An 18,744-nucleotide genomic window follows, 5' to 3' on the forward strand; every position below is an offset into this window, starting at 1 on the left:
ATGAATATGGAGGATAAATCAGCTTTAATTAAGCATTATTTGAGAACCAATAAAACGCTCGAGATTTTTTCAGAAATAGATACAGCTTATTTTCAATTAAATCACTTTGAAAAAGGCGAGCTTATTTGCAATATAGATGACGAAATGGATCGTTTATATTTTGTTGTTAAAGGTAAAGTAAAAGTTTACACGATTACACCTGAAGGGAAGAAACTAATCCTTCGCTTTATCAATCCATTGGCCATTGTTGGTGATATTGAATTAATTCAAAATAGCAAAGCACATAATGTCGTTGAGGCTTGTTCAGATGTTGTAGCAATCTCTATTTCTAATACGGTTATTAGAAACAAGTTATTACATGATCCTATATTTATGAAGTTCTTGCTTGAAAACATTGCCAACACGTTAAAAATATCGACTCGTTTTACTGCTCTTAATTTACTTTATCCTGTAGAAGTACGTGTAGCTAGTTATTTGCTTTCAATTTCAACAGATAGTAACGGGAATATGTATAAAGGGGATTTGGATGCAACTTCAGTAACGAGTATTGCAGATTTTATAGGGGTAAGTTATAGGCACGTAATTCGGGTATTACAAAGATTTTATAATGAAAAACTAATTGAAAAGAGTAATGGAGTTATTGTAATTAAAGATTTTTCTAGAATGAAGGAAGTCGCTAAAGATAATATATATGAGCAATGAAAGGGAGAGGAAGATTTTGATTGGATTTAGTTTAGCTATATTAGCAGGAATATTAATTAGCGTACAATCTGTTTTTAATGCAAAAGTAAATGAAAATGTAGGACAGTGGTTAACAACTACATGTGTCCTTGGAATAGGTCTCATTAGTTCTATTCTATTTTATATCATTACAGAAAACAGTATTAACATTAAAGTGTATACTACAAATTATTTGTTTTATGTAAGTGGACTGTTTGGTATCGGGTTAATTATTTGTATAATGGGTGCAATAAAGAGCTTAGGCCCAGCATATACGGTGCTAATTAGTCTTATTACTCAATTGGTCGTTGCGTTATGCATTGATACATTCGGATTATTTGGAATGGAGAGTGTTCCATTACAAGTAAATAAATTAGTTGGTATAGGTTTATTAATTGTGGGAGTAGGAATTTTTAAAAATCTATTTTTGAATAAGAAAGCTATTCATATAAATGAGGATAGTGTCTAAAGAATATAAAGGGGAAAAGTGTAAATGGTCAGAACTTATACATTTAGATAGTAATAAGTGAGCGATGAGGAGAGAGGATAAATGAATCAGTTAATGTTGCAAGATGGTATACACTATTTGAAAATCAATGGGATTATGCATTGGTGTAAAGTTGCAGGGACAGCTCATAATACAGTCCCTCTTATTATAGTACATGGTGGTCCAGGTGGTAATCGTTATGTATTCGAAAGAGCGCTTGGTTTGAAGTTAGAAGGAAATATGACTGTAGTTTATTACGAACAAAGAGGTTGCGGACGAAGTGAGGCACCACAAGATGACAGTGAGTACTCAATCAATACTCTAGTCGAAGATTTAGAGGAATTAAGAAAGCAATTACATGTAGAGAAGATAAATTTGTTAGGATATTCTTTTGGTGGACAACTTTGTTTAGAGTATGCTTTGAAATATTCGAAAAATGTTGAAAAAATGGTATTACAAGCACCATCGTTAGATGATTTAAATGATATGTATACTGTGCAGATAGAAGGTTTTCTACAAGTAACGAAAGGGGAAATGAAAGAACAAATATTGAAAATAAGTAAGTCGAAAATTGCGCTAAAAGAAAAATATAATCAAGTTTGGAGTATAGTTGATACAGAAAATGTAGATCGACTATTGTTTAAAAATGAAGAATTTGCAAAGCTAAATCGGAGTCTTTGGGAGGAAAGTCAGTTAAGTAATACAGGGAAGATGAGCAAAGTTATTTTTGGAACAAAAGCATCTTTACCGCTTATTGAGCGTATTAAAGGTTTAGAAATTGATACGTGTGTCATAGTTGGAGCGCATGACTATAACACGGGTGTAGGAATGAGTTATAGAATAACGAGACAATTGAAAAATGGTAAACTTGTTATATTTGAAAATAGTGGACATTTCCCAGATATCGAGGAGATGGATAAAGTATGTGAAACGATTATTGAGTTTTTGGAATAAAAGGGGGATATTAAGGTCGAACCGAATTAATAGAGTTGAATTGGCTGTTGGGATATTAAATCATGTAATATGCTAATTGTTTACTTGTAATTGAGGAAGAATCAATTAGTGTATTTGGAAAATAAGTAAAAAAGATCTCGTAAGGTGGAGGTCTTTTTTACTTATTATTTAATATTTTGAACTTATATGAACTGAAGTAGAAGAGTATGATAAGCACTTTCAGGGAACGAGAATATAACCGAAAATAAAATATTACTAAACATATATAACTAATGAATACAATGTCTTTTTCAGTTATTAAGTTGTAAATCATTTTATGATAAAATCTTTTACATAATTTAATAAAGGGGTAGTATTCAATGGGTTATTTCTCAAATGGTTTATTAGTTTTGTTTGTGCTAATCGTATGCAGTTGTATATTTTTTGGTTAATAATATAATGAGAGTCTTATATAAAAAGAAGTTATCTTAAGTGAGATAACTTCTTTTTATTTTATATTGAGAAGGAATTCTATCTTTCTTATTGAAGTTTGTTCTAGTTATTTTTACATCGATCAGATTTGTGTAAAAGGAATTTTATGAAATATAAACAAGCCAGAGAATAGGGAGTATTTACATGGAAAATAGTATACGCTACACAAGTGAACATCCTACAGATTTTAATGGATTATTATCCTTATACGAATCTTTAGGATGGAATTCTCTTAAATTAACGGTTAACGAGTTAGAACGAATGTGTAAGCAAAGTTGGTATGCAATTTATGTTTTTGATGATAAGAGGTTGGTAGGGATGGGGCGTGTCATATCAGATGGAGTCATAACAGGCATTATTTGTGGAGTTGGTGTATTGCCAAAATATCAGTCTAGTGGCATCGGAAAAGAAATAGTGAAACGATTAATCCAGCACTGTGAACAAAACAAGGTTATTCCACAACTTATGTGTGTAGAAAAGTTGCAATCTTACTATGAATCTATAGGGTTTGAAGCATTCTCTATTGGGATGACAAAACATATTATAAGATAGAGGTGCTTTATCCCGCTATTTGCCGGGTAGTAAAACCCCCACTGATTAAAGTTTCACTTTATATTTTCAGTTTACTCGTACATATTTTCAAACTTCAACATAAAGGAGAATGGCTGTATGGAGATTGCTAAAGGGATAGAAATGTTACAACTTGAATTTCAAGAATTTGTTATTCATCCAATTCTTTTATGGAATGATGAAATGGCAGTATTAATAGATACGGGTTTCCCAGGACAAATTGAAGATATACAAGTAGAGATGGAAAAGGTTGGGGTATCATTTGATAAGTTAAAAGTCGTGATTTTGACGCATCAGGATATTGATCATATAGGTAGTCTTCCGGAGTTGTTGCAGCGCTGTCGAAGTAATATTAAAGTTTATGCGCACGAACTAGATAAGCCATATATCGAGGGGGATTTACCTTTATTGAAGGACGGAAATATAGAGAACCGACCAAAAGGAAAAGTGAGTGACACTGTGATTGACGGGCAAGAACTTCCGTATTGCGGTGGAATACTAATTCTCCATACTCCAGGGCATACTCCGGGGCATATTAGTTTATATTTGAAACAAAGTAAAATTCTTGTCGCTGGAGACTCGATGTATAGTGTGAATGGAGTGTTAGGAGGAGTTCATGCCCCAACAACTTTAAATATTATGGAAGCACGGCAGTCTTTGAAGAAGTATTTAAATCTAGATATTGAATCTGTAGTTTGTTACCATGGGGGATTAAGTAAGGAGAATATAAATGTTCAACTTCAAAATTTGTAAAAGGTAAAGATAATAATTTTTTAATAATGGATGCTAAAGTGTAGTCTAATTGTTGGTATATAAATAAAACACTTAAATGATAAAAAAGCATGTTTGAAAAAATTCAAACATGCTCTTTTATTAAAGCAAATTAGTTTAATATGAATGACCTAATCCGTTCCAATAAAAAGAAACGATTTCTTGTGCTAATTCATCTATATTTGCAAGAATAGGATTGTGATTTTCATCTTTAAAATTCCCAATAGATAATAAAGATACGAAAGCATGAGCCGCAAATTTAGCGTTTCCTTTCGGAATTTCTCCGATGTGCATCGCATTATCGAGTGCTTTTTCTAGTACTTCATACATATTATCTTCAGCATTTTTTAATTGTTTCAATTGTTCTTCAGATAACGACAGTTTTGCATCTTTCATAAAATTTTTCATATCAATATCCATCGTTGCGTGTAAGTAAACTTTAGCGAAGTCTAATAATCTTTCTTCTAAAGTTTTGTTTGTAGAGAGTATTTGAGACATATTCTCACGTATACGTACCATCATTTCGATCATAGTAGCGGTAAATAAATCGGCTTTTGTTGAATAGTAATAGTAGACAGTTGCTTTCGTAACACCACAAACTTTTGCGACCTCATCCATAGAAACGACTTGATAATTTTGTGTAAGAAATAAGCGGGTTGCTACTTCTAAAATGGTTTCTTTTGTAGATTTTGTATTTTTATTTTGACGCGGCCTTCCGAGAGGACGTTGTTTTTGTTCCAAATACATTCGCTCCTGACATTTATGATTGAGATAATTATAACATAATTTTCAATCATTCTTGATTAATTAACCGACCAGTATATATAATTAATAATGGAGGAAAAAAGGAAGGTGGGTTTTTATGAAAAAGCACCCGTTACATATGTTAGGGAGGCTTGTAGCAGGGAGAAATACGCAGTGGATCACTTTATCGGTGTGGGTTCTTATTACATTATTACTTTCATTTACGTTACCACAAGTAAACAGTACGAAAGAACCGAATCCGAAAAATTTACCTGAAACAGCTATGTCACAGCAAGCGGAAGCGCTTATGAAAAAAGAGTTTCCGAATAATGCAGGGAATCCATTGTTAGTAGTATGGTATAGAGATGGTGGATTACAGTCACAGGATTATAAACTCATACAAGATGTTTATAAAGAGTTAAAATCTAGTCCTTTAAAAGAACAATCAACGTTACCACCATTTGATACAATCCCAGAGCAAGTATTATTAAAAAGTGCGTCAAAAGATGGTACATCATTTGTTACACCGGTATTTTTTAATAAATCTGCTGGTACGGATATATTAAAAGGAAATCTTGAAGAGTTTAGAAAAATAGTGAATAGTAAGGTGGATGAAGATCCATTTAAACAAAAAATAAGTGAATCTGGTTTACATGTTCGATTATCAGGACCTGTAGGTATTCAAACGGATGCAGTTAGTTTATTTAGTCAAGCAGATGTGAAATTGTTAGTGGCTACTGTACTACTAGTGTTAGTTTTGTTAATTTTACTGTATCGTTCACCAATTTTAGCGATTTTACCTATACTTGTTGTTGGCTTTGCATACGGTATTATTAGTCCTACACTCGGTTTTTTAGCTGATCACGGATGGATTAAAGTAGATGCCCAAGCGATATCAATTATGACAGTATTATTGTTTGGCGCTGGAACGGACTATTGTCTATTTTTAATTTCGAGATATAGAGAGTACTTGTTAGAAGAAGAAAGTAAGTATAAAGCATTGCAACTTGCGATTAAAGCTTCTGGCGGTGCAATTATAATGAGTGCGTTAACTGTCGTACTTGGATTAGGAACATTATTACTTGCTCATTATGGTGCCTTTCATCGATTTGCAGTACCATTTAGTGTTGCTGTATTTATAATGGGAATCGCGGCTTTAACAATTTTACCAGCACTATTATTAATTTTCGGTAGAATTGCATTTTTCCCGTTTATACCGAGAACAACTTCAATGAATGAGGAGTTTGCAAGAAAGAAAAAGAGGGCTGTAAAAGTTAAAAAATCAAAAGGCTCCTTTAGTAAAAAACTTGGAGATATTGTAGTACGAAGACCATGGACAATAATTATGCTAACTGTATTTGTATTAGGTGGATTGGCTTCATTCGTACCACGTATTCAATACACATATGACTTATTAGAGTCGTTTCCAAAGGATATGCCTTCTCGTGAAGGGTTTACGTTAATTAGTGATCATTTCTCAGCTGGTGAACTAGCACCAATAAAAGTTGTTGTTGATACGAAAGGCAAAGAGCTTCCTATTAAACAAGAACTAGAGAAATTTTCTTTCGTAAATACAGTGAAAGAGCCAAAAGAGGGAAAAGAAAATAAGCAAATACAAATGTATGAAGTTTCTTTAGCGGAAAATCCATACTCAATTGAAGCGTTAGATCAAATTCCTAAATTGAAAAACAGTGTAGAAAAAGTATTAAAAGATGCTGGGATTAGTAATGCTGAAGAGCAATTGTGGATTGGTGGAGAAACAGCTTCATTATATGATACAAAGCAAATTACGGAACGTGATGAATCAGTAATTATTCCAGTAATGATTAGCATTATCGCTTTACTATTACTTGTCTATTTACGATCGGTTGTTGCGACGATTTATTTAATTGTAACTGTTGTCCTATCATTCTTCTCAGCGTTAGGAGCAGGATGGATATTACTTCATTACGGTATGGGAGCGCCGGCCATTCAAGGTGCGATACCGTTGTACGCATTCGTATTTTTAGTTGCTTTAGGTGAAGATTATAATATCTTTATGGTTTCAGAAATATGGAAAAACAGAAAGACACAAAATCACTTGGATGCAGTAAAAAATGGTGTAATACAAACAGGTAGTGTTATTACATCGGCAGGTTTAATTTTAGCAGGAACTTTTGCTGTGTTAGGTACACTTCCAATTCAAGTATTAGTTCAATTTGGTATTGTAACTGCAATTGGCGTATTACTAGATACGTTTATCGTAAGACCGTTACTTGTACCCGCGATTACAGTAGTTTTAGGTCGATTTGCTTTTTGGCCAGGTAAACTTTCAAGAAAGAGTGAAGAAATACAAAAGGTGGATGCATAGTGAAAAAAGCCAAGGATATTTCCCTTGGCTTTTTTCAATGTAGTTAATTAATTTTTTGAAGTCAAATCATCAGCTGCAGCGTGATCAGCATCTTCAATTGTTGTTTCGGGCATTCCGTATAAGCCGTTCATTGCTTGTTCTTCAATAGTAAGGTTTGCAGTATTATTATTTTGAATAGATGTAGTATTTTCAGTAACATTTTCTTTTTTATTCATATTTTTGTCATTCATGTATGTATCCTCCAAATTTCATTTGATTTATCTATAGTATGTGGATGGATTTCCAGAAATATGTGAATTGATTCTTACATATGTTATATAATTAAATAAATAATTAGGGTCAAATGTATAAACTGTTAGGAGTGAACAATTATGGTGAAAGCAAGGGAATTAGCCTTCTAAAATAAAAAGAAAATTTTAGGAGGCTATTAGAATGAAGTTTCATGTAATTGATAGAGAAGATTCGAATAGAGAGCAGCATTTTGAGCATTATTTAAAGTTGAAATGTACATTTAGTATGACTGTGAATGTTGATATCACGATGTTATTAGGGGAAGTATATCAAAAGGGAATAAAATTTTATCCCGTTTTTATATATTTAATTTCTAGAGTAGTAAATAATCATAAAAAATTTCGAACATGTTTTAACGATGAAGGAGTTGTAGGCTATTGGGAGGAAATGATACCGAGTTATACAATCTTTCATAAAGATGATAAGTCTTTTTCAAGTATATGGACGGATTATTCAAGTGATTTCCGCACTTTTTATAATAATTATGAAGACGATATGAGATGCTATGCTAGTGTTCATGGTCTTTTCACGAAAGAAAATATTCCGCCTAATGTATTTCCGATTTCTAGCATACCTTGGACTAGTTTTACTGGATTTAATCTTAATATTAATAATGATGAAAATTTTCTATTGCCAATTATAACTTGTGGGAAATATTTTAACGATGGAAACAAGGTTATGCTACCAGTTTCATTACAAGTACATCATTCGGTTTGTGATGGATATGATGCGAGTCAATTTATAGAAGATTTACAGCAGTTAAGTAATACTTGCAACGAGTGGCTTAAGTAATATCTAATTTTTAATTATATAAAGTGAAACTTTAATCAGTGGGGTGTCAGCCCCCGCTGATTATTAGCCCGACCCCCACCTAACTTCTTTGCTTTCGCTGAATTTTGAGGTGGGGGTCCTACTGCCCGGCAAATAGCGGGATAAAATTGAAAATGAATAAAAGAAGAGAACATGTTTATATTACATGGTCTCTTTTTATTATTCATTAATATTAAGTAATCGTGGAAAATATAGGGTGATTTGTAGTTTAATAGTAAAGAGGGTGATTAGTGTTAATTTTCTTTGTTTTTAAAAAAATAAGGATATAAATGTTTTAATAGGGGGTAATAAAGTGAATTGATAATTATGCCATTCACAAAAATGGTTGGTTTGTAATAATGAAGGGGAAAACGAAAATGACGAAAATATCTATAGAAAAAGCTACAATTTTAGATGCTGAGAAATTAACAGAAATAATGAAAAGAACATTTGATGCAGAAGCAAAACAATGGCTATACGGCCAAGATGATGTCATTGATTATAACATTCAACCGCCAGGATATTCTTCAGTTGAAATGATGGAATATTCCATTGAAGAATTGGATTCTTTCAAAGTTGTAATGGATAAAGAAATAATCGGAGGGATAATAGTTACGATTTCTGGTAAGTCGTACGGTCGAATTGATCGTATTTTTGTAGATCCTGTTTATCAAGGAAAAGGAATTGGATCACATGTTATGAAATTAATAGAAAAGGAATATCCGAACATAAAGATTTGGGATCTCGAAACATCTAGTAGACAAATTAACAATCATCACTTTTATAAAAAGATGGGTTACCAAATGATTTTTGAATCGGAAGATGAGTATTGTTACGTGAAAAGAATAAAAACAAGCTCAAACAAAGCGAGTGTAGTTACAAATAAAGATATGAAAAATAGTCAATACGAAAACTGTAATTTAGCAAATACAGAGTATTATCAAGTGAATTTAAAAAACAGTTCATTTGTTGGTAGCAATATAATGAATATGAATATGAGTAATTGTAATGTAAGTCAATCCAAGTTTAGAAATATAAATTTTAGAAGGTCATCATATGCAGATTTAAATCTTTCTGGCAGTAAATTTAATTTGGTGACTTTAGGTGGAGTGCAATTTAAAAATACAAGTCTCGGAGATGAGAAGGAACCTATTGTATTCGATAAATGTGATTTGGAAGGTAGCACTATAAGTAATAGTAATCTGAAAAATATTGAAATAGAAAATTGTGATATAGTCGGCATGAAACTAAATGGTATTCTGATTGAAAATTTTCTTGATTTATATAACAAGGTGAAAAGTTAACTAAATCCATATAGTCGTTAATATTTTTGGAAATTAAGTATTATATCGAAATAATTATGTAAAAATGACATAAAGAAATACGGGCGAGAAGGTCATTCGTGAACGTTTCTAGAATACACACAAATATATTGTTATTTATATGGAGGAGAGAAAGATGGGAATCAACGTTAGAGCAGTAGAAATACAAGATGCTAGAGCAATTCATCGTATATGTATACAGGATGACGTTTTACCGTATATGGTTTTCTTACCTAGCATGCGTGTAGAAGCTATGGAAAATAGAATTCGAAATTTAGCACCAAATCAATTTGAATTTGTTGCAGAATATGATGGAGAAGTTGTTGGGTTTGTAGGTTTAACACAAAGTCCGGGCCGAAGATCTCATTCAGGCGATTTATTCATTGGAGTAGACAGTGAATATCATAATAAAGGAATTGGGAGAGCACTTCTTACGAAGATGCTTGATCTGGCTGATAATTGGTTAATGTTAGAGAGAGTAGAACTAGGTGTGTTAGAAACGAATCCAAAAGCAAAAGCTTTATATGAAAAATTTGGATTTGTAGAAGAGGGAGTAAAGATAGGGAATTTGAAAGCTCATGGAAAGTTTATTAATGAAATTATGATGAGTCGTTTTAGACCGAATGGTTTAATTGTACATAATGAATAGTTAAAAGCATGACAGTATACTGTCATGCTTTTTTATTAGAACTTGGCTGCAATAAAAATAATACTAAACCAATAAAAATAACGGTAATTCCTAGTCCTTGTTGTAAAGAAATGGTCTCATGTAATATAAAGTACGCTAGTATACAAGTGCCAATTGTTTCACCTAAAATACTCATTGAAATTACAGTAGCACTCATCCATTTTAATAACCAATTAAAAATGGTTTGTCCTAAAATTGTAGCAATGAAAGCTAATCCAATAAAGCACAACCAAGTTTGTGTAGAGTAATGGATGAAAGATTCTTGTTGCGTGAAAGCAAATATGCCAAGAAAGCCAGCGCTACTTCCATAACTAATTACTGAATAGGGTATAAGTGACAAATCTTTACGAACGTGTTGGCTAATGAAAAAATAAGCAGTAATGATACCGGCAGCAATAAATGCTAAAATATCTCCATATAAAGCTTCTCCACTAATTTGGAAATCTTGCCAGCCAATGATGATACTACCTGAAATAGCGATGAGGCAACCAATAACTGCTCCTTTCGTAAATCTCTCCTTAAATAAAAAATAACCACCAATCATTGAGAACAAAGGTTGTAACGTTACGATAACTGTAGAGCTTGCTACAGAAGTATATTGTAATGATTCAAACCATAGTACATAATGTGCAGCTAAAAATAGCCCAGATACGAATCCAAGTGCCCATTGTTTTTTCGTTAAAGTTTTTAGCTCATTTCGACTATTTTTATTAAATAGTAATAACGGTAACAGAATTAGTGTGGCAAAGAATAATCGGTAAAAAGCAATGATTGTCGCAGGAGCATCTGCCAATTTTACAAAAATTGCTGAAGTTGATAAGGCGAATACACCAAAAAATAAGATGCAATATGAAAGAATAGTTGATTTCAAAGTTTGTCCCTCCGATAGAATGTTTATTATAATAAACTTAATACGATATAATGTACAAAAGTAAGTATATAAGTCCCGGAGATAATAGGGAAGGGTTATTTGCCTTTGTTTAGTATGTCAGCACAAAGACAACGAAACATGCATTATGATGGACGAAAGGAAGTTTTACTATGATACATGATAGGCTTGGACAAACAGTATTAAGTTATCGTAAGAAAAATAATATGACAATTCGTGATTTCGCTGATTATGCGGGGATTAGTACATCACTAATTAGCCAAATTGAAAGAGGACATGCTAATCCTTCTTTAAATGTTTTGGAATTAATTGCAAAAGCATTAAATGTACCGCTGTTTACACTTTTTATTAACGATATTGATACAGATTCGCTCATTTCTAAGAAAAAAGATCGAAAAAAAGTATATCGGGAAAACAATGATCACATTGTATATGATGTATTAACACCTGATTTTATGAAAGCACGTATTGAAATGTTAATGATGGATTTAAATAAACAAGCAAATACAACAGAAAGCCATTATTCCCATGAAGATAAGGAAGAGATTGCTGTTATTATGAAAGGGGAAGTGTATGTGGAATTGGAGGGAAAAGAATATTTTTTAGAAGAAGGCGATGTTGTACGTATTCCACCGAATGTGAAGCATCGATTTTTGAATAAAAGTGATGAATCGAATCACATTTTATTTGTCCTGACACCATCTTTAGGATGAAAATATAGTGATTTTTATTAGGAGAGGAAAAAATGGAAAACAATGGAAAACAAAAGTATTTTAAAAGGCGGTCTTTCAATTATTTCTCAATGTAAAAAAGAAACAAATGATATTTGGCATGCACATTTTGGAGCAGCTGCAATTGCTAGTTATTTTTTTATGAAAGATAATAATATTGATGAAGAAACAGCTCGTAATATGTATTCGCAAACAAGGATGATGCTGAACAAGAAAAAAATTGGTGAGATGATTGATGATAAAAAAGAAATAGATTTTAAAATTGCGGAAAATATGATTATAAAATCTTTAGAACAAACGATTGATGAGCTTCATTGGGTGGGGCATAACGTCATTTATGCGTCATTAAGTTTATTAGCTATGAAAGAGCTACAAAAATGGGGTGATAATCAAGCAATTGAAGGGATTACTACTCTTATTTTATCATTTCGAAAAACAATTCCGGGTAGATCGTGGATTGGTTATACGACGAAAGAAGTAAAACAATTAAGTTTTGAAGAGGAGATACAAAGTGAATTGAGTAATCCAACACAAGTATCTCAGTTCATTTTAAATGAGTTATCGAAATTTAATAGTATTTATCGAGCGGAATCACATCATGATTTAATTGGGCATTTGCTTACATACTCCCACGCAATTAATATAATGTACGATTTAGGACATATAGATATATTTCAACGAGGGATACGTCCGCTGTTAAAACTAGTATACGTACTAAGAGCTAGCCAAAAGCTCAAGCTGAATACGGAAATAACTTTACACTCACCTATAGATCGATTACCTTTAATTCAATCTAAACGTGCAAATATTTTACCAACTGAAAATATATTTTGGATAAAAGACTATAGTGAATTCGATTGGGATTTTGGTCATGTATTTAAATTCTCATATAGTTATTTTAATCATATACAGAGAGCTCCAAATTATAAAGATATCACATTAGAAAAATTCCGTTATGTTATTAATTCTTAATGAATGTTAATGATCTGTAAAAGGATGTTTAATCTAGTTTCTTTTTTTGTTAGTAGTATATTATTTTTTCAAATATGTAAGATTTTACATGCGTATTTTACTTTTACTAATTATGTAAGTAGGCTATACTGAAATACATACATTTTATTTTTGGAGAGATGTAAAACGACATGGAACTAGCGAAATTGGAAAAAGTAATTGAAATAAAAAAAGAAGAACTTTTATATTTAGTATCGGATTATGGAATTCAACATGAAAAAGTATTGGCATTGAGTCAAGAACTAGATAAATTAATCAATTACTTTATGTTTTTAAAATAAAGAGAACTATGACGGGGTTTGTAAATGTTATAGTTCTTTTTTATTAGGTAATTAGACAATATATTCAAATATATTGTCTAATTTCTTACAGAATGCGCAACTTGCTAGTCGAATATAAGGACTTTTGGTTATAATAAAAAGGAATTATTAATTGTATCGGTTAGGAGCGCAGCACATATGAAAACAGTTGTTGTTATCGGTGGAGGTATAACGGGACTTTCTACTATGTTTTATTTAGAAAAATTAAAAAAGGATTATAATATCGCTTTAAATTTAATTCTTATTGAGAAAGAAGAGTATTTAGGTGGTAAAATCCATAGTGTGGAAGAAAAGGATTTCATTATGGAGTCAGGAGCGGATTCAATCGTTGCTCGTAATGAATATGTTATGCCACTTGTAAAAGATTTAAATTTAGAAGATGAAATGGTATATAATGAAACGGGTATTTCTTACATATATTCTGAAAACATGTTACATCCGATTCCTTCTGATACTATATTTGGGATACCGATGAGCGCCCGGTCGTTGTTTAGCAGTACGCTAGTCTCAACGAAGGGGAAAATCGTAGCTTTAAAAGATTTTATAACGAAAAATAAAGAGTTTACGAAAGATACATCACTTGCTCTATTTTTAGAAAGTTTCTTAGGGAAAGAGTTAGTGGAAAGACAAATTGCTCCCGTGCTTTCAGGTGTATATTCTGGTAAATTGAATGAGCTTACAATGGCATCTACATTACCATATTTACTGGATTATAAAAATAAGTATGGAAGTATTATTAAAGGTTTTGAAGAGAATAAAACACAATTTCAATCAGCAGGAAATAAAAAATTCGTATCATTTAAAGGTGGACTATCTACGATAATTAATCGCTTAGAAGAAGTGCTGACTGAAACTGTCGTAAAAAAAGGTGCTATAACGACGGCTGTAAGTAAACAAGAAGATCGATATGAGATTTCTTTTGCAAATCATGAAACAATACAAGCTGATTATGTTGTTTTAGCAGCTCCACATGATATAGCACAAACTTTATTACAGTCTAATGAGTTAAATGAGCAGTTTAATACATTTAAAAACTCATCTCTTATTAGTATTTATTTAGGATTTGACATACTAGATGAACAACTACCAGCTGACGGTACGGGGTTTATTGTAACGGAAAACAGTGATTTACATTGTGATGCTTGTACATGGACAAGTCGAAAGTGGAAACATACATCGGGTAAACAAAAATTATTAGTTAGAATGTTTTATAAGAGTACCAATCCTGTATATGAAACAATCAAGGATTACAATGAAGAAGAATTAGTACGAGTAGCTTTATATGATATTGAAAAGAGTCTCGGAATTAAAGGTGAACCAGAAGTAGTTGAAGTTACAAATTGGAAAGATTTAATGCCGAAATATCATTTAGAACATAATCAAGCGGTTCAAGCATTGCAAGAAAAAATGACAAATCTTTATCCAAATGTATATTTAGCTGGTGCCTCATATTACGGTGTTGGAATTGGTGCGTGTATTGGAAATGGAAAGAATATTGCCAATGAAATAATGGCTACATTAAATAAATAATACTGTAGAATAAATAAAAACTGTTCCTTCAGCAAAATGAAGGAACAGTTTTTATTTATTTTATTTGAATGGAAATTTTATTGTTTTTTACATTGTTTTCTTTTATTGTTAATGTTATTTCTCCAGATTCTTTAAATGAATACGGTGATAGTTGATAAATATCTTTTATATCATGTTTTTCTTGTAATTTACTTATCGGTATTAATACGATATTTGGCTTCCATGTTTCTTGTTTTCCTGAAGGATATTCTATAAGTATTACCGGATTTTTTAACTGCATTTTTTTCCAAGAGACGAAATATAGTTGAACTTCAGTATCTTTTTTTAATAATTCTTCGGAGAAATAACCGAATTCGCCTACATTACCGAAAACAGTGTAGTTTTGATTTTTTAATTTAACATCTAAATAACTAGGTTGATATGTTACTGCATGATAAGTTCCATATGAAAGTGAGAGTATGGCAGCGATTAAAATACCGATTGAAAATGTCTTAAAGCTATTGCCTTTAAAGTTAGTCATCATGAAAGAGTTTGGTGTGAATTTTTTTGCGAATAAAAAAATAAGTAATATGAGTAAGAGGGATAAGCCGATGAATATATACATAGGAAATTTACACCTCCACAATAAAATAATATATTAACTATATTTTACCATAAATGTATGGGGTAGGGTGGTTGTTTGGAAGGAGAAAATGAAGAAACAATTTTTTTTACAGTTCTTGATAATTTGAAATTCGATTTATGGAAATTATAGCGTCATGTTTGAGTAGTAATCAGAAGGTATCCAATTCGTGTATATAGAATAAAGAGGGAATGCGTCATTAGAAATGTTTGATTTATGGAACAATAAGGACTTTAGTAATTATAAATATTTTTTCTGATATAATGAATGAGTAGAGAGAAAGGAGTGATCCTATGGCATTTCCTATATTAGAAACAGAACGCTTACGTTTAGTTGAAATAGAACAATCTTATTGTCAAAAAATATATGAAATCTTTTCATTGGATGAAGTAACGTGTTATTACGGTATGAATTCTTTTACGGAGTTTGGACAAGCTTCACGTATGATCGAATCTTTTTCGAAAAATTACTTTGAGAAAAAGGCAATACGATGGGGAATTGTGTTAAAAGAAACGAACGTTTTAATAGGAACAATTGGACTAAACAATTTACAATTATGGAGTAAACGATCTGAGATTGGATATGACCTGCATCCTCGTTATTGGGGAAATGGTTATGCGTCAGAAGCGGCTCGAGAAATTATTGATTATGGGTTTAAAGATTTGGGTTTGTTTAGAATTGGAGCTATTACATATCCTGAAAATGTTACTTCTTGTAGAATGTTATCTAAAATCGGCTTTCAAAAGGAAGGTCTATTGCGCGGATATATTCATCAAGGAAATAAGCAACACGATGCATTATTGTATTCTATAGTGCGAACTGATATTGAAGACATAAATTTATAATAAAAAAAACCCTCTTAATTAAAAGAGGTTTTTTTTATTATAAATTAACCTAATTTAGGCAATAAACGTTCTCCGCTTTTCATGCTACTTTTACATAAAGGGCATTTAGGCTCTTCTTCAAATGAAAAGTTCTTTCTCATCCATCCTAAACAATCCTCTGATTCACATTCCCAAACAGGGGTTTGTTCTGGTGGTACTTCTGCTACATCGTTCTTTCGATTGCGATACATGTAACCACTCCTTTTATGTAAAAAATTTTAGTTATATATTAAAAAGGTTGTTAACCTTGCTGGTAACAACCTTTTTATTGTTTGAATTATAGCTTTACAACGTTTTTAGCTTGAGGTCCGCGGTTACCTTCTTCAACTTCGAAGCTAACTTCTTGACCTTCGTCAAGAGACTTGAAGCCGTCGCCAGTGATAGCTGAGAAGTGAACGAATACGTCGTTACCGTCTGCAACTTCGATGAAACCGAAACCTTTTTCGCTGTTAAACCATTTTACTTTACCTGTTAATGTCATGGTAATGCCTCCTAAAAGTAGAAAAATTACAATATGATCGGCCTTATTTGAATGAAAATAAAAGTTCACATATTATCAAAAACCCATAAGGAGTACAAAATGTCCCTGATTGATACTTGATAATATGCAAAGAAAATATAGTGTTAAATTGACCTTAATTACTATCTTACAACAAATGGTGGGAAATAGCAAGTGCTGGTAATACCACTGAGTAATCTGGGTGATAATAGTAAAGGCACAAAGGCACCTCTTTTATTTATATATTATTCCTAATTTGGATTTATTCCAAACAAAAATCATTTATATGAAAAAATAAGTTTAAATAAAAGGCTAAATATTATTTTAATATTGCTGATGAGTACCATAATTAGGAGGATAGAATATTGCAAAATAAACAATTTAAAATAATTGAAGCAGCAAAAGAAGGTAGAAGAAAAGTTCATCCTGTTTTTGCTGTCATACTCGCGATTATATTTTTAACTTTAGGTGAATTATTTATGTTGTTTATGCTGATTTTACCGAAAGCAGAAACAACTTTTATGAAGGCGATTTATAGCGACATTGAGATGATATTAACGTTTGGCGGCGCAATATTTTTTGTGTTTTTATGGATTAGATTTGTAGAGAAAAGATCATTTTCATCCGTTGGTTTTTGGGGGAATCAATGGATAAGAAAATATTTGAGAGGTGCATTAATAGGATTTGTTTTCATTTCAATACCAGTAATTTTACTCCTATTAGCAGGAGTTGTAACATTACAAATACAAAAAATTACAGTAACCGCTATATTGGGTATTGTAGGTTCTTTAGTCGCATTTTTAATACAAGGGGCAACAGAAGAAATTATTGTACGAGGTTGGTTATTCCCGGTTCTTTCTGTTAGAAGTCGTATATGGGTTGGGATTGTTGTGACGTCTTTCTTATTTGGTTTTCTTCATTTACTTAATCCAGGTATTACAATTCTTTCAATATCGAATATAATATTAGTTGGTGTATTTGCAGCTTTTTACGTTTTAAAAGACAGTAGTCTGTGGGGGATTTGCGCATGGCATTCCATTTGGAATTGGGCACAATATAACGTCTACGGTTTTGCAGTTAGCGGGATGACCATATATTCAACGCCGTTATTTAAACCTGCAACAAATGGCCCCGTATTCCTTCATGGAGGCACGTTCGGAATTGAAGGTAGTATTATTACAACAATCATGCTCACTATCGCTTCAATTGTTTTATGGAGAAAGTTATGGGGAAGAAAAGCGAAACAACGAAATTTTAGTTAATGAAAGAGGGGGAAACTATGGGGATAATAGCATTTGAGGGAGCAAGCGCTGTTGGTAAAAGTACCACGTGCCGTGAATTAGAAAAGAATTATGGTGCTTATATAATACCTGAAGTGAATTCTTTATTTGAAAGGCCAAAAAATGAACATAGAACATGGTATTTTGAAAAACAAGTTGAGCGCTGGAATATAGCTGTTCAGAAGTCAGAGCAATATGAATTAGTAATACTCGATGGGGATATATATCAACCACTTAGTTATAATTGGTGCTTTCATTTTGATATATTTAATCAGCCATTATCTTTAATAGAAAATTTTTATAAAGAAAAGATGATAAATAGGGAAATTGGTTTTCCGGATCAATATTTTTATTTATATACGAACGATGAAGAACTTAGAAAGCGGAAAGTATCTGATGAGACGAAAAGAAGAAGAAACTTTGAAAAACATTTACATATATCAAAATCGTTTCAGCGTTATTATGAAAATTTAAATACTGTTACAGATGGGTATTGTAAATTAATTGAGGCGAAAAGTGTAAGAAATAATGAATTAGAAATAGTGAGAAACTCAAAAAATTTGAACGTGTGTGAAGAAAGACGTTTTGATGTTTTGAGGTTAGATGCTATTACGAAGTGGTTAAAAGAAAATCGTGCATAAAGTAAAAACAACGAGTGTTGTAGAACGCGCTCGTTGTTTTTTTGTTTCTTTATAAATATAAAGGAAAAATTTGTAGAATATTTTTATTATTTAACAGAATAATCTTTCAATTTTAAAGAAAAAGAAATACAATATGAGGAAGTATATATAAATAATATG

At 31.8% G+C, this 18,744-nt stretch carries 22 protein-coding genes; 16 read left to right on the plus strand and 6 right to left on the minus strand.

The features are described 5' to 3' along the window. Nucleotides 1–6 precede the first annotated feature (6 nt). The 5 genes from GBN91_RS19960 to GBN91_RS19980 all read left to right on the plus strand — a co-directional run bounded on the left by GBN91_RS19960 (nt 7) and on the right by GBN91_RS19980 (nt 3,955). Complete coding sequence (locus GBN91_RS19960) at nt 7–702, plus strand: Crp/Fnr family transcriptional regulator (protein WP_000389681.1); 696 nt, start codon at nt 7–9, stop codon at nt 700–702. A 16-nt stretch (nt 703–718) separates the two neighbouring features. Continuing rightward, a complete protein-coding gene (locus tag GBN91_RS19965; RefSeq protein ID WP_000579025.1) occupies nt 719–1,189 on the plus strand; it encodes a DMT family transporter in 471 nt (156 codons plus the stop codon). Between the two features lie 81 nt (nt 1,190–1,270). Continuing rightward, the gene (locus GBN91_RS19970; RefSeq protein WP_152122074.1) at nt 1,271–2,161 is read left to right on the plus strand and encodes an alpha/beta fold hydrolase; all 891 of its coding nucleotides are present in this window, start codon (nt 1,271–1,273) and stop codon (nt 2,159–2,161) included. Between the two features lie 615 nt (nt 2,162–2,776). After that, entirely contained in the window at nt 2,777–3,184 is a 408-nt protein-coding gene (locus GBN91_RS19975) for a GNAT family N-acetyltransferase (protein WP_000431735.1), read from the plus strand. Nucleotides 3,185–3,301: 117 nt separating this feature from the next. Then, complete coding sequence (locus tag GBN91_RS19980) at nt 3,302–3,955, plus strand: MBL fold metallo-hydrolase (RefSeq protein ID WP_025709635.1); 654 nt, start codon at nt 3,302–3,304, stop codon at nt 3,953–3,955. A 135-nt stretch (nt 3,956–4,090) separates the two neighbouring features. Here the strand turns inward: GBN91_RS19980 and GBN91_RS19985 are convergent, their stop codons facing one another. After that, nucleotides 4,091–4,714 carry a TetR/AcrR family transcriptional regulator gene (locus GBN91_RS19985; RefSeq protein WP_000436025.1) on the minus strand — a complete coding sequence of 208 codons (624 nt, stop codon included), beginning with the start codon at nt 4,712–4,714 and terminating at the stop codon, nt 4,091–4,093. A 121-nt stretch (nt 4,715–4,835) separates the two neighbouring features. On the opposite strand from GBN91_RS19985, the gene GBN91_RS19990 reads away from it, so the two are divergent. Further along, nucleotides 4,836–7,067, plus strand: a complete 2,232-nt coding sequence (locus tag GBN91_RS19990) for an MMPL family transporter (protein WP_152122076.1) — start codon at nt 4,836–4,838, stop codon at nt 7,065–7,067. A 47-nt stretch (nt 7,068–7,114) separates the two neighbouring features. Here GBN91_RS19990 and GBN91_RS19995 read toward each other — a convergent pair whose 3' ends face one another. Next, a complete protein-coding gene (locus GBN91_RS19995; RefSeq protein WP_006918627.1) occupies nt 7,115–7,297 on the minus strand; it encodes a DUF4021 domain-containing protein in 183 nt (60 codons plus the stop codon). A gap of 202 nt (nt 7,298–7,499) precedes the next feature. Here GBN91_RS19995 and catA point away from each other — a divergent pair, with 202 nt between their 5' ends. From catA to GBN91_RS20010, 3 genes are all read left to right on the plus strand, one after another. Further along, complete coding sequence (gene catA, locus GBN91_RS20000) at nt 7,500–8,150, plus strand: type A chloramphenicol O-acetyltransferase (protein WP_152122077.1); 651 nt, start codon at nt 7,500–7,502, stop codon at nt 8,148–8,150. A 377-nt stretch (nt 8,151–8,527) separates the two neighbouring features. Beyond that, entirely contained in the window at nt 8,528–9,472 is a 945-nt protein-coding gene (locus tag GBN91_RS20005) for a GNAT family N-acetyltransferase (RefSeq protein ID WP_139304493.1), read from the plus strand. A 154-nt stretch (nt 9,473–9,626) separates the two neighbouring features. Then, nucleotides 9,627–10,139: a GNAT family N-acetyltransferase gene (locus GBN91_RS20010; protein ID WP_000512619.1), complete on the plus strand. Its 513-nt coding sequence runs from the start codon at nt 9,627–9,629 to the stop codon at nt 10,137–10,139. A 22-nt stretch (nt 10,140–10,161) separates the two neighbouring features. Here the strand turns inward: GBN91_RS20010 and GBN91_RS20015 are convergent, their stop codons facing one another. After that, on the minus strand, nt 10,162–11,049 hold the full coding sequence (locus GBN91_RS20015) for a DMT family transporter (protein WP_000843092.1): 888 nt from the start codon (nt 11,047–11,049) through the stop codon (nt 10,162–10,164). 170 nt (nt 11,050–11,219) lie between these two features. Here GBN91_RS20015 and GBN91_RS20020 point away from each other — a divergent pair, with 170 nt between their 5' ends. From GBN91_RS20020 to GBN91_RS20035, 4 genes are all read left to right on the plus strand, one after another. Continuing rightward, a complete protein-coding gene (locus tag GBN91_RS20020) occupies nt 11,220–11,780 on the plus strand; it encodes a helix-turn-helix domain-containing protein (RefSeq protein ID WP_000581028.1) in 561 nt (186 codons plus the stop codon). 42 nt (nt 11,781–11,822) lie between these two features. After that, nucleotides 11,823–12,770, plus strand: a complete 948-nt coding sequence (locus tag GBN91_RS20025) for a hypothetical protein (RefSeq protein WP_086389117.1) — start codon at nt 11,823–11,825, stop codon at nt 12,768–12,770. 170 nt (nt 12,771–12,940) lie between these two features. Then, entirely contained in the window at nt 12,941–13,090 is a 150-nt protein-coding gene (locus tag GBN91_RS20030) for an aspartyl-phosphate phosphatase Spo0E family protein (RefSeq protein WP_000417698.1), read from the plus strand. 177 nt (nt 13,091–13,267) lie between these two features. After that, complete coding sequence (locus tag GBN91_RS20035) at nt 13,268–14,659, plus strand: protoporphyrinogen oxidase (protein WP_000860337.1); 1,392 nt, start codon at nt 13,268–13,270, stop codon at nt 14,657–14,659. Between the two features lie 55 nt (nt 14,660–14,714). Here the strand turns inward: GBN91_RS20035 and GBN91_RS20040 are convergent, their stop codons facing one another. Then, on the minus strand, nt 14,715–15,263 hold the full coding sequence (locus tag GBN91_RS20040) for a hypothetical protein (RefSeq protein WP_152122079.1): 549 nt from the start codon (nt 15,261–15,263) through the stop codon (nt 14,715–14,717). A 311-nt stretch (nt 15,264–15,574) separates the two neighbouring features. Between GBN91_RS20040 and GBN91_RS20050 the strand changes: the two genes are divergently transcribed. Then, nucleotides 15,575–16,126, plus strand: coding sequence for a GNAT family N-acetyltransferase (locus GBN91_RS20050; protein ID WP_000885398.1), 552 nt, complete (start codon nt 15,575–15,577; stop codon nt 16,124–16,126). Nucleotides 16,127–16,170: 44 nt separating this feature from the next. Here the strand turns inward: GBN91_RS20050 and GBN91_RS20055 are convergent, their stop codons facing one another. Continuing rightward, the gene (locus GBN91_RS20055; protein ID WP_000286203.1) at nt 16,171–16,356 is read right to left on the minus strand and encodes a cold-shock protein; all 186 of its coding nucleotides are present in this window, start codon (nt 16,354–16,356) and stop codon (nt 16,171–16,173) included. 86 nt (nt 16,357–16,442) lie between these two features. After that, complete coding sequence (gene cspD / locus GBN91_RS20060; RefSeq protein ID WP_000176366.1) at nt 16,443–16,646, minus strand: cold-shock protein CspD; 204 nt, start codon at nt 16,644–16,646, stop codon at nt 16,443–16,445. Between the two features lie 383 nt (nt 16,647–17,029). On the opposite strand from cspD, the gene GBN91_RS20065 reads away from it, so the two are divergent. Both GBN91_RS20065 and GBN91_RS20070 read left to right on the plus strand, forming a co-directional pair. Further along, nucleotides 17,030–17,926: a CPBP family intramembrane glutamic endopeptidase gene (locus tag GBN91_RS20065; RefSeq protein WP_149149561.1), complete on the plus strand. Its 897-nt coding sequence runs from the start codon at nt 17,030–17,032 to the stop codon at nt 17,924–17,926. Beyond that, nucleotides 17,926–18,585, plus strand: a complete 660-nt coding sequence (locus GBN91_RS20070; protein WP_152122082.1) for an AAA family ATPase — start codon at nt 17,926–17,928, stop codon at nt 18,583–18,585. Before GBN91_RS20065 ends, GBN91_RS20070 begins: the two co-directional genes overlap by 1 nt. The last annotated feature ends 159 nt before the right edge of the window (nt 18,586–18,744 follow it).

It is taken from the genome of Bacillus sp. B1-WWTP-T-0.5-Post-4 (genome assembly GCF_009183795.1).
Lineage (GTDB): Bacteria > Bacillota > Bacilli > Bacillales > Bacillaceae_G > Bacillus_A > Bacillus_A cereus.